General features: G+C 66.7%; 12 protein-coding genes, 2 tRNA genes and 1 pseudogene. 4 read left to right on the top strand and 11 right to left on the bottom strand.

Annotated elements, in window-relative coordinates; translation table 11 throughout:
* Window positions 1-7: 7 nt before the first annotated feature.
* The 5 genes from UC32_RS07615 to UC32_RS07595 form a co-directional block, all read right to left on the bottom strand.
* Window positions 8-1,621, bottom strand: coding sequence for a GTPase (locus UC32_RS07615; RefSeq protein ID WP_045730628.1), 1,614 nt, complete (start codon window positions 1,619-1,621; stop codon window positions 8-10).
* Window positions 1,618-3,393 carry a dynamin family protein gene (locus UC32_RS07610; protein WP_045730627.1) on the bottom strand — a complete coding sequence of 592 codons (1,776 nt, stop codon included), beginning with the start codon at window positions 3,391-3,393 and terminating at the stop codon, window positions 1,618-1,620. The genes UC32_RS07615 and UC32_RS07610 overlap by 4 nt, the downstream gene beginning before the upstream one ends.
* Before the next feature lie 7 nt (window positions 3,394-3,400).
* On the bottom strand, window positions 3,401-4,498 hold the full coding sequence (locus tag UC32_RS20290) for an acyltransferase family protein (protein WP_082071984.1): 1,098 nt from the start codon (window positions 4,496-4,498) through the stop codon (window positions 3,401-3,403).
* 77 nt (window positions 4,499-4,575) lie between these two features.
* Window positions 4,576-4,651 (bottom strand) — tRNA-Glu (locus tag UC32_RS07600).
* A 127-nt stretch (window positions 4,652-4,778) separates the two neighbouring features.
* Window positions 4,779-4,850 (bottom strand) — tRNA-Gln (locus UC32_RS07595).
* A gap of 309 nt (window positions 4,851-5,159) precedes the next feature.
* On the opposite strand from UC32_RS07595, the pseudogene UC32_RS21170 reads away from it, so the two are divergent.
* Together UC32_RS21170 and UC32_RS20945 are read left to right on the top strand one after the other, a co-directional pair.
* A pseudogene (locus UC32_RS21170) lies at window positions 5,160-5,801 on the top strand (hypothetical protein); the annotation flags it as partial.
* 151 nt (window positions 5,802-5,952) lie between these two features.
* Window positions 5,953-6,753: a hypothetical protein gene (locus tag UC32_RS20945; protein WP_235423618.1), complete on the top strand. Its 801-nt coding sequence runs from the start codon at window positions 5,953-5,955 to the stop codon at window positions 6,751-6,753.
* Window positions 6,754-6,820: 67 nt separating this feature from the next.
* On the opposite strand, the gene UC32_RS07585 is transcribed toward UC32_RS20945, so the two are convergent.
* From UC32_RS07585 to UC32_RS07570, 4 genes are read right to left on the bottom strand one after another with little or no spacing between them, the layout of a single operon-like run.
* Window positions 6,821-7,567, bottom strand: coding sequence for an HAD family hydrolase (locus UC32_RS07585; RefSeq protein WP_045730625.1), 747 nt, complete (start codon window positions 7,565-7,567; stop codon window positions 6,821-6,823).
* Window positions 7,567-9,081, bottom strand: a complete 1,515-nt coding sequence (gene gltX, locus UC32_RS07580; RefSeq protein WP_045730624.1) for a glutamate--tRNA ligase — start codon at window positions 9,079-9,081, stop codon at window positions 7,567-7,569. The genes UC32_RS07585 and gltX overlap by 1 nt, the downstream gene beginning before the upstream one ends.
* Window positions 9,082-9,131: 50 nt before the next feature.
* A complete protein-coding gene (locus tag UC32_RS07575) occupies window positions 9,132-9,908 on the bottom strand; it encodes a fumarylacetoacetate hydrolase family protein (protein WP_045730623.1) in 777 nt (258 codons plus the stop codon).
* A 3-nt stretch (window positions 9,909-9,911) separates the two neighbouring features.
* Entirely contained in the window at window positions 9,912-10,739 is an 828-nt protein-coding gene (locus UC32_RS07570; protein ID WP_045730622.1) for an MBL fold metallo-hydrolase, read from the bottom strand.
* Window positions 10,740-10,873: 134 nt separating this feature from the next.
* On the opposite strand from UC32_RS07570, the gene UC32_RS07565 reads away from it, so the two are divergent.
* A complete protein-coding gene (locus UC32_RS07565; protein ID WP_045730621.1) occupies window positions 10,874-11,467 on the top strand; it encodes a hypothetical protein in 594 nt (197 codons plus the stop codon).
* A gap of 185 nt (window positions 11,468-11,652) precedes the next feature.
* On the opposite strand, the gene UC32_RS07560 is transcribed toward UC32_RS07565, so the two are convergent.
* Window positions 11,653-12,765 (bottom strand): branched-chain amino acid aminotransferase, encoded by a 1,113-nt coding sequence (locus tag UC32_RS07560; RefSeq protein ID WP_045730620.1) that lies wholly within the window; start codon window positions 12,763-12,765, stop codon window positions 11,653-11,655.
* 103 nt (window positions 12,766-12,868) lie between these two features.
* Window positions 12,869-13,921: a 3-isopropylmalate dehydrogenase gene (locus tag UC32_RS07555; RefSeq protein WP_045730619.1), complete on the bottom strand. Its 1,053-nt coding sequence runs from the start codon at window positions 13,919-13,921 to the stop codon at window positions 12,869-12,871.
* Window positions 13,922-14,074: 153 nt separating this feature from the next.
* Between UC32_RS07555 and UC32_RS07550 the strand changes: the two genes are divergently transcribed.
* Entirely contained in the window at window positions 14,075-15,268 is a 1,194-nt protein-coding gene (locus tag UC32_RS07550) for a sensor histidine kinase (protein WP_045730618.1), read from the top strand.
* Window position 15,269 lies beyond the last annotated feature (1 nt).

The raw sequence follows: 15,269 nt of genomic DNA, 5'->3' as shown, positions 1-15,269 counted from the left end.
CCCTCCCCTAGCCCGCAGCTACCTTAAGTGCCGCGTTAAACGCCGCAAGCCTGCTCACCTCTACCTCAACCGGCTCCACCACAAGATTCCGGGCAACCCCGGCCACGGCCGCCTCCAGCCGCTTCCGCGCCCTCGATGCCCGTGCCGCGGCGGTCCCTGCGGCAATGAAACGGCCGGCCAGGGCCAGCACAATCCCCAGCACCACTCCGAAGGCGGCCATCAGGGTTGGCACCGGCCACCCTTCCACCCGCGGCGGCTCCGGTGCCGGCATTTGGAAATACTGCAGTGCCGCGAGGCCGCCGAGCCAACCGAGGCCGCCCAGGACGGTCAGCAGCGCCAGCCACTGGACCACATTAAAGACACCCCACCACCAGGATTTCCGGTTGGCCCCAAGGTCGGTGCCGGCGATGGCCTGGTCCAGGACATCCGGAAGCCGGTCCCGGCCCTCACGGGCCGCGCTGCGGATGGCGGCCCGCCAGGGACCCGGCGCGCCGGCGCTGGCGGCATCTGCAAACTCCCTGACCGCAGAGTCCGTACGGGCCCGGGCAGGGGCACTGGCCGGTGGAAGCGACGTGCGGTTGAGTTCCGCCGGTGCGTCCCTGCGGAGGTTGAGCCTGCGCAGGGGGTCGGGCCGGAACCTCGAGAGCCATCGGGTGGCGGGCCAGCCCGTCCGCCGGACGGATTCGAGGCGGTAGGAACGGGCCACGGCACTGACAACCACCGGAACATTGGCTGCCATCGCCAGTTCGCCGCCCAGCCTCGCCACGGCCTGGTTGCGGACACCGGCAGCTTCACCGTCCCCGGACGCCTCCCGCAGTTCCCTGGAAGCTTTCGCTACGTCCGCCTCCAGCCGCTGCGAGCGTGCCTTCCGCTGCACCACCACGTTCCTGATCGCAGCACGCACGCCGTCCACGCCCTGGCCCGTCAGCGCAGATGCAGCGAGGACCTTCACTTTGCCCAGGCCTTCGGCGGCGAGGATCCCGCGGAGGGAATCCAGGACGGGCGGCACGTCGTGGGCCGGGAGCCTGTCCACCTGGTTGAGGACCACCAGCGTGACCGCACCGTGTGAGGCCAGCGGGGCAAGGAAATCCTGGTGGACCGCTGCATCCGCGTACTTTTGCGGGTCGAGCACCCAGACGAGGACATCCACCAGGCCCACCATGCGCTGCACCACTTCACGGTTGGCCGCGCGGGTGGAATCGAAATCCGGCAGGTCCAGCAGGATCAGGCCGGTGTCCTCGCCCGCGAAGCCTTCCACGGGGGCTGCGTGGTGCCGGTTGCGGACATCGAGCCAGTCGAGGAGCGGTTCGCTGCCGTCCACTCCCCAGACCCCCGCCAGCGGCTCCGATGTTGTGGGCCGGCGCGCCGCCGTCGTCGCGATGCCACTGCCGCTCACGGCGTTGAACAGAGAGGATTTTCCGCTTCCGGTGGCACCGAAGAACCCCACCACAGTGTGTTCCGCGGACAGGGAGCGGCGCGACTCGGCGTGCTCCAGGACCTGGAGAACCTCCTCCAGCTGTGCGTCCGGAAGGACACCACCGGCGAGCTGCCTCGCATCGTTCAGTGCTTCCAGCCGCCGGTCCAGCCGCGATGAATCGCGGGCGCCGCTGTGCCGGCTCACGCGGTGCCCGCCAGGCGGCCCAGCGCATCGGCCTGGGTGTCGAGTACGCCGGCCGCCACCGTCCCTGCGGCCGGGAGCCGGACCAGGAAACGTTGCTGTTCCTCTTCAAGGAGCCGCTGGCAGCGGGCAGCAAGGTCGGTGCGTGCCTTTTCGGCCATCCGGCGCACAGCGTCTTCACCGAACACGGCCTCGAGCAGGCGCTGGCCCACGACGGCGGTTCCGCCTGCCACGCCGACCTCCAGGCCGGTCAGGCCTGCTGTCATGGAGAAGACAACGATCATCAGTGCGGCACCCAGCCCGTTGATGCCGAAGGAGAGCCACCGGGCCTGGGTCCGCTTTCCCTGGCCCTCCGTGCGGATAAGTTCCATCAGCGCCTCCTGCCAGGCGCGGATCTCCCGTGCTGCCCGGTCCGCGAATCCGGGACCGGTCCCGGAGAGGTCGTCTGTGCCCAGCAGTTGCCGGCCCGCCGGGTCGGACCGCCAGCGGTGGTCGGATTGCTCAGCGGCGTTTGCCGCCTCATCGACAATGACGGCCTGCAGGCCCGTTTCGATTGCTGCTTCAACCTGGATTGCAGGCGGTGGTTCACCCCGGAAGAAGGCACCCAGCCGGTCGCGGAGGCGGCCCACATTCTGCTCGAGGGTCCGGAAGAACTCACCGGTTCCCACAAAGTCCTGCCAGCGGGCCAGCACTTCCCCGCGGAGAAGGGCTCCGTCGCGCGTGGCGTCGAGGATCCTGCTGCCCGCGTCCCGGTAGGCGGCACCAACGCCGGCCTCCAGCGCAGCTGCCGCGCGCTGCTGCTCTGCGGCGGAAGCGGAGATGGCTGCAACCCGGCCGGCCAGTGCACGGACCGCACCATTCAGGGTGCGGCGTGCGACATCAGCCCGGCCTGCGGCGTCAGCGGCGAGGCCGGTGAGCCAGTTCCGAAGGGGGATGACAGCACCGGCGGGAAGCATGCCCAGCGGATCCAGCGTGGACTCGGGGATGACAAAGAGCTGGGCACCTGACAGCCCCTCAGCGTCAAGGAGCCGCCGCAGGTCCTCACTGACTTCGTCTTCCGCGCCGGGCGGTACCCTGTCCAGGACAACGGCCACCATGATGTCCCTCGCGGCCGCATCCAGGAGCAGCCGCCAAGGGACGGCGTCGGCATACCTGTTGGCGGTGGTGACAAAGATCCACAGGTCCGCGGCTGCGAGCAGCTGGCCGGCCAGCTTCCGGTTGTCATCGGAAATGGAATCGACGTCGGGAGCGTCGAGGAGCGCAATGCCCGCCGGAACGGCGTCATCGGCGAGCAGGACCAGCGAGGAGGCGCCCCCGGCGTCCGGCCCCGTCACCGTTTGGGCTGCAGCGACCGGCCCAGCGGACAGGGCACCCCGGATCCGGCCCAGCCCCGGCAGGACCCGGCTGCCCTCGAACCAGGCAGCTTCCGCAGGATGGTGCAGGAGGATCGGCTGGCGGGTGGTGGGGCGGATGGCGCCGGAGCGGGTAACAGGGTGGCCGGCCAGGGCATTGACCAGGGTTGATTTTCCGGCACCGGTTGACCCTCCGACGACGGCAAGCAGCGGGGCGTCGAGGCTGCGGTAGCGGGGGAGGATGTAATCGTCGAGCTGGGCCACGCCGGCCGCAGCGTCACGACGCCCCTGCTCCGCCCCCGGCAGGGCCAGGGGCAACGTCACCTCCGCCAGGGTGCCGCGGACCTGTTCAAGCAGGGACACGGCTGCCGTGTTCCGCTGCTCCTGCCGGTCCGCCGGGTGGTTCTCCTGTGGTGAGGTCACAGCAACATCATGCCAGTTGGGGCACTTGCCGTCGGCTATTCCGCGCACGGCTCCACATGAGGACGGGAGCCTCTACCCAACGCCACGAGAGCCAAGCCATGGGGGTAACGGCTGCCAGGGATGCCATGGCGAAGACAACAGGTGAAACGTGAGTTTCAAATTCCGCCGCGGCCAACATCTGCTGAACGGGCCAGCCGTATATGTAGATGCCGAACGAGAGGTCAGACCGCGGGGCCAGTCGATTCAAGGGAAAGTGAAGGGAGCCTGCAATGAGCAGGACACTTAGTGGGATGTGAACCAAAGACGCTGCGAACCCCGAACTCGCCGCCACGAGCACCCCGGCAGCGGCTCCAACCAGCATTGTGCGATGGACCGGTATCTTGTCCTGAAACAGATAGACCAGGGAGCCCGCCAGGAACGTCAGGACAGGGATCAGGGGCCAGTCCTGCGGCGTAGGTACCGCTCCCCATCCCGCGTCAAGGGTGAAGACGAAGCCGGACCCCGCCACGAAGGGCACCAACAGCGCTATTCTCGCCAGATTGGTTTTCAGGACTCCCAGGACGATTCCGACCAGCGCGTAGCAGGCAACTTCCCAGAAGAGCGTCCACAGGGGACCGTTCCAGGAACCAGGATCATGCACCCCGTCCAGTGAGCCGGGTATGCCCGGCAGTGCAATGCCAGGAGTTCCAACTGACAGGTTTGTCACGAAGTACAGTAGCCCGTCGCGCAGCGAATAGTTGTTACCACGTGCGGCCGCAGTCAATGGAGCCAAAACAAAGGCCACCACTGCAACACAAACAGCCAGGCCTGGGAAAATGCGACAGAACCGTCCTCTGGCATAATCCATCGAACTTGCCGCCCGGACCCGGCTTCGAGTAATCAGATAGCCAGAAATGCCGAAGAAACCGAGCACCGCCCAACTCCCGAGCTTGAGGCCGCCTGGCTGAGGCTCCGGACCGTAGCCGCCCAACCACCAGGAATGGGACAGGATGACGGTAGCTGCAAGAGTCAGCCGAATGGCGTTCAGTGAATTCTTGCCCTCGGCAAAGCTCGTTCCGAGCCTGGTTTCCCCCCACGACGTAGTGGGGCCACAGTAGCGCCGCATGCGCTGAGGAACTTGCAGTTTTAGCGCAGCTTAAACAAAAGAAATGGTCCCGGGCTTATTGCCCGGGACCATTTCATTGGTGACCCCAGCGGGATTCGAACCCGCGTTACCGCCGTGAGAGGGCAGCGTACTAGGCCGCTATACGATGGGGCCAAGTAACTTTTTTGGCGTTTCCGCCGTTCAAGCTCAGTGATTGTTTCATACACCTTGCTCCAGTCTCAAATCGGCGAGCCGTTTGAAGCTGCCTGATATGTAGTCAAAAAACACTTTCACATCAGAGCTGGGATACCAGGACTCGAACCTAGAATGACGGTACCAGAAACCGTAGTGTTGCCAATTACACCATATCCCAATGGAACTTTCGGGCCCGGCATTCAGGGCCTTCGCCCTGCTCCGTGCGCCTCAGCACGAGAAAATACTCTACCCGAGACTTTCGGCTCGCACAAATCGAGGTGGCCGAGCCCCTCCCGGCACCCGAAGCTGCATTTGTACCCAACCCTTGCCCAACGGCCAGAGTTAAAGTTACCGTCGAGTAAGTTACTCATCAGTAACTAGATGTCCGCCCTGCCAATCGGGCGCCTCCGAAGAACTGGAACCGTTCCAATCACCTTGGTCTTCGCCGCCGGGCAGCGTCGTCCGGAGGCGGGTTAGGAAGTCAGCGTTGACAACCCGTACAGCAGCCATAGCGGCCAGCGGCCGCAAAAGCCGGTCCCAATCCATTGCAATTTTCTCGTTATCCCTGTTGCTTGTCCTGCTCCTTGCCTTCTACACCTACCTCACCGGCCAGATCTCCGGCGGCGCAGCCCGGCTCAGTGATGGCGCCGCCAGGGCAGCAGCCGGCGCGGCCCAACTCAGGGATGGCTCCAGCCAGCTCGCCAATGGGGCCGGAGCGGCCAACACGGGCGCCGTCCAGGTCAGGGACGGCTCCGTCAAAGTAGAAGACGGGACAAAGGCACTCAGCACCGGCGCAGTGGCCCTCCAGTCCGGGGCGGGCGAGATCTACTCCGGGGTCCGGGACAAGTTGGCACCCGGAGCGGACAAACTGCATGCAGGCACCACCAAGCTCCAAAACGACGTGGTCAACAGGCTCGTTCCGGGTGTCTACCAGGTCGATGACGGCGCCAAAAGGCTTCAGGCAGGTGCCGTCGAGCTTTCCACTGCCCTGACTCCCACGCCGGCCGGGAACGCGCCGAACAACCTTGCGGACGGCGCCGGGCAATTGGCGGCAGGAACCGGCCGCCTCTCTACCGGCGCAGGACTGCTGGACACCGGTGCTGGCACCCTCAACGTCGGCGCGGCGGCACTGCGGGATGGCACAGCCCAGCTCAAGGCCGGGACGGATCGGCTTGAGGGATACCCTGGCGAGGGCAACGACCCCGCGAAGGGAGATGGGCTGGCTGCACTCAGCCAGGGCCTTGACCAGCTCGAGTCTGCGGCGTGGCCCCCAGGGCTTGGTGCCTATCGGCCTGCTCAAGGACAAGATCGCCAAGCTTGCCGAGGGCGGCCGGAGGGCCTACTCGGGGGCAGCCCAGCTCAATACCGGTGCCGGCAAACTCGACTCCGGGGCCACTGCACTCAGCGACGGCGCCGGTAGGCTCAAGGCCGGAACCAGCACCCTCACCGCGGGAGCCAACGAGCTGAATGCCGGTGCGGGCAGGCTCACCGCAGGCTTTGCCACCCTCGCGGAGCGGCTCAATTCCACGGACCCGCAAAACCCTGGTGTTGTCTTGGGCACTTCACTCCTTGCCGACGGCACGGCAAAGATCCGCACCGGCATGGACGGCGTGCCCGGGGACCCGGAGAAGCCGGGACTGATCTATGCCGCCAACAGCCTCCATGACGGCACCGCCAAACTCACGGCAGGGATCAACGGCGACGGAGACCCGGCAAACCCTGGTCTCCTCGCCGGAGCGCAGGCCCTTGCCGACGGCACCGTGCAGCTAAGCGCCGGGGCAGGCACGCTCCAGGCCGGCAGCAGCCAGCTGGCTGAGGGCACAGGAAAGCTCGCCGAGGGCAACGGCAAGCTGGACGATGGTTCGGGCAGGCTGGCCGAGGGCGCCGGCAGCCTCGCCAACGGGAACTCACAGCTTGCCGCCGGTACGGAAGAGCTGCAGGCCAAAGTGGCGGCAGTATCGCCGTCGTCATGGCTGAACGGTCCCGCGACAGCGCTTCTGCTCATCGCGCTGCTGCTGGCCGCCGGCGTCGCCGCCTTCATGGTCCTTCGCCGCCGCGCCGCCCGTCCGGGAACGGACTGAGCGGTGGCGGGCTCAGCAACGGCGGGTTGGCCGACAGCGGTTCAGCGGCACTGAACGGGCACGACGCCTAGTGGAAGAGCGGGAGCAATTCCGCCAGCGTGGAAACCGCGGCACCTGAAAAATGCGCCGCGGTTTCCGCGTTCCGGTTCAGCCAGACCCCCTGCAGCCCGGCCGCCGTCGAGCCCTCCGCATCGAGCAACCTGTTGTCGCCCACGTAAAGGGTTTCGGAGGGGGCCGTACCCAGGAGCCGGACGCCTTCGAGGTAGATCGCCGGATTGGGCTTGGCCACCCCCAAAGTGTCCGTGCCTACGAGGTGCGCCACCCGTTCCAGCCCGGCGCCGTCCAGTTTCGCCCTTTGGTAGTCGTGGACGTTGTTGCTCACGGCCCCGTACGGGATCCCTGCTTCGTCCAGGACATCAAGCAGCGGCAGGACGTCCGGGAACGGCTTCACATAGGACGGCTGCTTCTGGATGTAGGCGGTCAGCCACTGGTGGGACTCCTCGCCGTCGGCCAGTTCGATGCCGAAGTGTCCCAATGCAGCCCTGCCCCGCAGGAGGCGCTGCTCGTTGAATGTCAGCTCCCCCGCAAGGTACTGGTCGTAATAATGAGTCGTCTCATGCGTGAAGATGCGGCCGAACCGCTCCCACCCGGACTGGTCGAGACCGGGCAGGAGATGCTCGCTGACCTCCCGCAATGCGGTGGTCATGGAGTATTCGAGATCCACGAGCGTGTCGTCGATATCGAACAGGACGCCCCGGACGGTACCCACGCGGGCCGCCAGGATGCCGCCGGCAGCGGAACTGGCCACAACCATCAGCCGCGGAAGGCCTGAAGCCTGCGCAGGGACGCTTCCTTGCCCAGGATCACCATGGACTCGAACAGCGGCGGCGAGATGCGGCGGCCGGACACGGCAGTACGGACCGGTCCGAAAGCCAGGCGCGGCTTCAGTCCAAGGTCCTCAACAAGGGCCTGTTTGAGGGCTGCCTGGATGGTCTCCGGATTCCATTCACCAATGGGCTCAAGGGCACTGATCGCTGCGTCCAGGACTTCGGCCAGGTTTTCCGGCAGGCCCTTGCGCGCGTCGTCGGCCACGTCAATGGCCTCATCAGCTTTGAACAGGAAGGCGATCATCTCCGGAGCTTCGCCCAGCAGGGTGATGCGCTCCTGGATCAGGGGCGCAGCCTCGGTGACGATCTCCTCTTCGCGGTCGGTCAGGATCTCCCCCACCAGTCCGGCTTCCCGCAGGTAGTGCGCCACCCGGTTCCGGAAATCCTCCGGGGCGAGCATCCGCACATGCGTGCCGTTGATGGCTTCTGCCTTCTTCAGGTCGAAGCGTGCGGGGTTGGCCAGGACGTCGTGGATGTCGAAGTTCTCCACCAGTTGCTCCACGGTGAAGATGTCCTCGTCGGCGCTGAGTGACCAGCCCAGCAGGGACAGGTAGTTCAGCAGGCCCTCCGGGATGAAGCCCCGCTCGCGGTGCAGGAAGAGGCTGGACTCGGGATCACGCTTGGAAAGCTTCTTGTTGCCTTGGCCCATGACGTAGGGCAGGTGGCCGAACTCCGGCATGTACTCTGCCACGCCGATGGCGTACAGCGCACGGTAGAGCGCAATCTGCCGCGGGGTGGAGCTGAGCAGGTCTTCGCCGCGAAGCACATGGGTGATGCCCATCAGGGCGTCGTCCACGGGGTTCACCAGCGTGTAGAGCGGTGCGCCGTTGGCCCGGACCACGGCAAAGTCCGGCACGGACCCGGCCTTGAAGGTGATGTCGCCGCGGACCAGGTCGGTGAAGGTCAGGTCCTCGTCGGGCATCCGGAGGCGGAGCACGGCCTGGCGGCCCTCGGCGCGGTACTGGGCAAGCTGCTCCTCCGTCAGGTGCCGGTCGTACCCGTCATAGCCGAGCTTGGGGTCACGGCCGGCGGCACGGTGGCGGGCCTCAATCTCCTCCGGCGTGGAGTACGACTCGTAGATGAAGCCGCCCTCATGCAACCGCTTGATGACGTCCTGATAGATGTCGCTGCGCTGCGACTGCCGGTAGGGTTCGTGCGGGCCGCCCACCTCGACGCCCTCGTCCCAGTCGATGCCGAGCCATTTCAGCGCGTCCAGCAGCTGGTGGTAGCTCTCCTCGCTGTCCCGCGCCGCGTCGGTGTCCTCGATGCGGAACACCAGGGTGCCCTTGGTGTGCCGTGCGTACGCCCAGTTGAAGAGTGCGGTACGGATCAGCCCCACGTGCGGAGTGCCGGTGGGTGAGGGGCAGAAACGGACCCGGACGGGTGTTTCCGCGGTAACAGGCGGGATGGAGGCAGCAGGCGACGAAGAAGCGATAGTCATAGTGGCTTCAACTTTACCGTCTGGCGCCTGCCGCCACCGCGGTCTGTCCCTTAGCGGCGGACGATTGGGTTGGACAGCCGGCCGATGCCTTCGATTTCCACTTCATACCGGTCTCCGGCGGTGACCAGGCCGACGCCGGCGGGAGTGCCGGTCATGATGACGTCACCGGGCAGCAGGGTGAACGCCTGGGACACGATGGACACCAGTTCCCGGACGCCGCGGATCATCTGGTTGGTGTTGCCGTCCTGGCGTAATTCGCCGTTGAGCCTGCCCTGGATGTGCAGGTCCTCGGTGTCCAGCTCCGTTTCGATCCATGGGCCAAGCGGCGCCGAGGTATCGAACCCCTTGGCACGGGTCCACTGCAGGTCGGTCTTCTGGACGTCGCGGGCCGTAAGGTCGTTGCCGCAGGTGTAGCCGAAGATGACGTCGTCCACGCGGTCCTCGGGAACGTCTTTGCAGATCCGGCCGATGACCACGCACAGCTCGGCCTCAAAGGAGATTTCCTCGGAGAACTCCGGCAGCACCACGGGATCGTTCGGGCCGACGACGGCAGTGTTCGGCTTCAGGAACAGCAGCGGCTGGGCCGGCACATCGTTGCCGAGCTCGTGGGCGTGCTCAACGAAGTTCCGGCCGACGCCGATCACCTTGCTGCGCGGGATGATCGGGGCCAGCAGCCGGACGTCCTCCAGCTTGTGGCGGACCGACGTGCGCTCCACGCCATTGAAGAACGGGTCACCCTGGATGACAGTAATCTCCTCGCTGCCGGCGTCACCTTCAACAACGCCGTACAGGGGATCGGAATCGACAACAAACCTCGCAATACGCATGGTTCATACCCTACCGTTTCCCCGCTGGGCGCCCGCATTGCCGGGCCCCTCCAGCAGGTAGTGCAGCTGCGCGGCCACTGACATCTCGGCGGCCCGCCTGACGGAGGGTCCGACGTCGGAATAGACGGCGTCCGCCACGTCACGGACGGACGCGTCCCGGCCCAGCCGGTCCAGGGTTTCGCGGATCTGCGCCAGGCGTTCATGGCGGTGCGTCCGGTAGCCGCGGACAACCTCTGCCAGCGAGGGCAGGACGGGCCCGTGCGCCGGCATGACCGTGGCCGGACCCAAGGCCTCAAGCCGGTCCAGGGTGGCCAGGTAGTCCCCCAGCGTCCCATCGGGAAAATCCAGCATGGTGGTTCCCCTGCCCAGGATGGTGTCCCCCGTCAGGACGGACCCTTCCGGCCCGTCGCCGGGCAGGTGGAAGCAGACCGAGTCGGAGGTATGCCCCGGGGTGGCCAGGACGTTTAGCTCAAGCCCCCCGGCGCGGACCACCTCGCCGTCCCGCAGCGGCACTCCCCCGCCGTGGCAGTGGGCGGGATCCGCGGCGCGGACGGGGGCGCCGGTCAGCTGGTGCAGCTTCGACGAACCGGCCGTGTGGTCGGCGTGCCGGTGGGTGATGAGGACGAGTTCGACGGCGGCCACACGCGCCAGCGCCAGCAGATGGGCTTCGTGGTCCGGCCCGGGATCCACCACCACCACGGTGGGGCTTCCGGGCGCAGCAAGGACATAGGAGTTGGTTCCGTCCAGGCTCATGGGCCCGGGATTGGGGGCAAGGATGAACCGGGTCAGTTCGGAACTGCGCTGCAGGGTGGTGGCTGGATCGGGAGTCACTTCCCCATCCTTGCACCGATGGACCGGGGCTGTCCGCCCACCGGCGCCGGATCATTGGCCGGAATAGATCGAACGCCCGGGTGGGTTGACCACAAGTGACGACCCACCCACCACCAGGAAAGCCGGATACATCCATGACCAGCGCACCCACCCTTGCAGAGCTCATCGCCAACGCTGAAGCGGACGGCCACGACCACTCCTCCACGGAGAAGAGCACCGGGCTCCTGCACATCCATAACCACGCGGCGGGCACCGTGGTCTGGTTTCCCACGTGGAAGACGTTCCGCGGGACGACTGACTGGAGTGAAGCAGTGGATGCCGCCGCGGCGGAACTCGCCGGACCCGAGGAAGCAGACGCACAGGCGGCCGGGATCCTGGCCGGCGAACTTGAGGAACTGCTGAAGCGTGCCGCTGTGTCCGGCGACGCCGCGGCTTTTGCCGGTGAAAACCTTACCCGGCACCTGACCCGCACCTGGGCGCTGGGTGACGCAGCTGCAAGGGCAGCGGGAGGGCAACCGTTCACCGCCGGGACCGTCCCCGCGGCCTTCGAGGGTTATCCCTATGAGGTGTTTGCGCAGGACGGCGGCGTCTTCGCCTCGTCGCTGTTCAACGACATCATTGACGCCCGGCGCCAGCAGACTCTGGCTGAAGAGGCCGCACGGAAGGCCCTGAAGCCCGTCTCCCGCAAAGCCCAAAAGAACGCGGCCCGCAAGGCAGCCCGGCGCTGACCGCCGTCGTACGCCTTGTGACAACCCAAGCGCGCACCGTACCGAAGCTTCTTCGCGAAACCCGTCCCCGACCGTCCTGATACGCCAACAAGCCCAGGACCGGCGCCGCGGGTTAACCGCCGACGGCGCCTGTCTGGACCGAAGTCCGGCAGGCGCCGTCGTGCATTTCTAACCTGTCAGGCCGCTCAGGCGAGGCGGGTCAGCCAGCCGTGGGTGTCCGGAACGGTGCCGGTCTGGATGCCCAGCAGCTTCTCCCTGATGGCCATGGTGGTTTCGCCGGCCTTGGCGTCCTCCGAGCCGATGAATTCCGTGGCGTCCTTGAGGACCCCGATGGGGGTGATGACGGCCGCCGTACCGCAGGCAAAGACCTCAGTGATCTCACCGGAGGCAACGCCGTCGCGCCATTCATCAAGGGTGATCTTGCGTTCGGTGACATCCCGTCCCATGTCCTTGGCTACCTGCATGACGGACATCCGGGTGACGCCTTCGAGGATGGTGCCGGTCAGGGCGGGCGTGACCAGGGAGCCGTCCTTCATGACGAAGAAGACATTCATGCCGCCGAGTTCTTCCACGGCGTCGTCGTTGAAGTGGTCGAGGAAGAGGACCTGCTTGCAGCCGTTGGCTTCCGCTTCCTGCTGGGCGATCAGGGACGCGGCGTAGTTGCCGCCGCACTTCGCGTCCCCCGTTCCGCCGCGGCCCGCACGGGCGTATTCGCGCGAGATCCAGATGGAGACCGGCTTGAGCTCGCCGCCGAAGTAGTTGCCGGCAGGCGAAGCGATGACCCGGAAGGAGACTTCGCGTGCGGCGCGGACGCCGAGGAACGCCTCGGTGGCGATCATGAACGGCCGCAGGTACAGGGCCTCGCCGTCACCGTTGGGAACCCAGTCCTTGTCCGCGGCCACAAGCTCGCGGATGGCGCCGAGGAAATACTCCACGGGCAGCTCGGGCAGGGCAAGCCGGCGTGCAGACTTGTTCAGCCGGGCCGCGTTGGCCTCCGGCCGGAACGTCCAGACGGAACCGTCTGCGTGGCGGTAGGCCTTCAGCCCTTCGAAGATCTCCTGGCCGTAATGGAAGACGGCTGCAGAGGGATCCAGGACGATCGGTCCGTAGGCTTCGACCCGGGGGTCGTGCCAGCCGCCATTGCCGTCCGCGTCCACGCTGTAGTCGACGACGGCGGTGTGGTCGGTGAAGTAGTTGCCGAATCCCGGGTTCGCCAGGATGGCTTCACGCTGTTCTGCGGTCTTCGGGTTCGCCGAAGGCTGCAGGCTGAATTCGACGCCATGGGCAGTCTGGGTCATGGTTCCTCCACGATCGGCCGCCGGGGTTCAGCGCTGAACGAAGGTGGCGGCATTTGGTAATTCGAGACAAGCTTACGCCCGATGCCGGTGGCTCCGGCGCGGGTCAGAGTCCTGCGGCGATGGCGTCGCCAACCGCGGTGGTGCTGCGGGTGGTGCCGTCGCGCTTTTCGACGTCGGCCACTACCGCCGCTTCGATCTTCCGGGCCGCGTCGGCATAGCCGAGGTGGTCCAGCAGGAGTGCGGCGGAGAGGATGGCCGCCGTCGGATCGGCCTTGCCCTGGCCAGCGATGTCCGGCGCGGAACCATGGACGGGCTCGAACATGGAGGGCGCAGTCCGGTCCATGTTGATGTTCCCGCTGGCGGCCAGCCCGATGCCGCCCGTGATGGCGGCAGCCAGGTCCGTGAGGATGTCGCCGAACAGGTTGTCGGTGACGATGACGTCGAAGCGGGACGGGTCGGTGACCATGAAGATGGTGGCGGCGTCCACGTGCAGGTAGTCGTGGGTGACCTCGGGGAACTCCTTGGCCACGGCCTCGACGGTCCGCTTCCAGAGGTGCCCTGCGAAGACCAGGACGTTGTGCTTGTGGACCAGGGTGACGTGCTTGCGTTCGCGGGCGCTGGCGCGGCGGAAGGCATCGCGGACCACGCGCTCCACGCCGTGGGCAGTGTTCAGGGACACCTCGGTGGCTACCTCATGCGGGGTGCCGGCGCGCAGGCTGCCGCCGTTGCCCACATAAGGGCCCTCGGTTCCTTCGCGGACCACGATGAAATCAATGGTGCCTGGGTTGGCGAGGGGGCTGCCGACGGTTCCGTACAGCCTTGAGGGGCGCAGGTTGACGTAGTGGTCGAGGCTGAAGCGCAGCTTCAGGAGCATCTCGCGCTCAATGATGCCGGACGGGATGCGGGTGTCGCCGGGCGCTGCGCCGACGGCGCCGAACAGGATGGCATCCCGGGTCCTCAGGTCCGCAAGGACCTCGTCCGGCAGGGTCTCGCCGGTGGCGAGCCAGTGCTCGGCGCCGAGCTTGTAGTGGGTCTGCTTGAGCTCCACTCCCTCCGCTGCCACAGCCTTTTCCAGCACTTTGACTGCCTCGGCTATGACTTCCGGGCCGATGCCGTCGCCGGGAATTACTGCAAGGTCAATGGAGGATGCGCTCATATTTTCAGGGTAGCCAAAACATCCATATGCTGGTCAACCTGTCTCACTATTCAGACGTGGCAGCGCCTTGGATGCCGCTGCCGGGGATACGGAACGCGGAGATCAGTCTCCGGTATGAGGCCGGCAGCGCCCCCAACAGCATAGAGTTCCCGGGTGGAAAGACGGCACAAGCTCTATCAGTGGCTCCGGGTCAACACCTTTCGGGTGGACCTGGCGCTCATGCTCGCAGTCCTCTTGTTCTGCGGCCCGGTATATCTCCTCGCCGACAGGCCAGGCCATTTCCTCCTGTCCAGCGCACTGGTGGTGCCACTGGCGTGGCGGCGCACCCGCCCGGTGCACGCGGCAGCCGCGATTGTGCTGGCGTGCCTGGTCTTGTGGGCTGCCGGCCTCGAACCGCTCGCAGGCCTGGTGGCCGTTCCGCTGGTCATCTATGCAGTTGCCGCCTACGGTCCCGCCTGGGCCAGCCGCTCCGTGCTCGGCCTCGGCCTGCTGGGCGGGGTGCTCCTGACCAGCCGCAACCTCAGCAGCACCGCCGAAACCGGGGTCCTTGGCCTGACGATCAGCGCGGTGTATACGGTGCTGATCTGGATGCTGGTCCTGTTCAGCTGGACCCTGGGCGACCTGACCCGGGTGCGGCGCCAGCAACTCCAGACCCTGTCGGACCGCGCCCGCAGGCTCGAAATCGAACAACAGCAGGAACGGTCCCTGGCCGCCGCCGATGAACGCGCCCACATCGCCCGGGAAATGCACGACATCGTGGCCCACTCCCTGTCCGTGATCATCACCCAGTCCGACGGCGCCCGGTACGCCGCGGCAGCCAACCCTTCGGTCGCCACCGAAACACTGGCCACCGTCGCCGCCACGGCGCGGACCTCACTGGCGGAAATGCGTCGCCTGCTGGGCGTGCTGCGGCACGGCGACGAGGCCACCACCCGCCCACTGCCCGGGCTGTCGGACGTGGATGAGCTGTTCCTCGGTTTCCGGGCGGCCGGGCTTCCCTTGGACTTTGAACAGCAGGGCTCCCCGCGCCGGGGCCTTCCACCGGGTGCTGAGCTCACCGCCTACCGCGTACTTCAGGAGGCACTCACCAACGTGCTCAAACATGCCGGGCCCAGGGCCAGCGCCAGCGCCGCCCTCAGGTGGCAGCAGCGGGGGCTGCAGATCGAGGTGTACGACGACGGCCGGGGCGCCTCCGCAGACCACGCCGGCGAAGCCTCGGAACACGGCGGCAACGGCCTGCGCGGAATGCGGGAGCGGATCAGCCTCTACGATGGTTCGTTGGTGGCCGGACCGGCCGCGGGCGGGGGCTTCCTGGTCTCGGCTTTCCTCCCCTACACAGAGGCCTGAG

Origin of the sequence: Pseudarthrobacter chlorophenolicus (assembly GCF_000962805.1) — a bacterium.
Lineage (GTDB): Bacteria > Actinomycetota > Actinomycetes > Actinomycetales > Micrococcaceae > Arthrobacter > Arthrobacter chlorophenolicus_A.
This window is presented reverse-complemented; position numbering and strand designations above follow the sequence as displayed.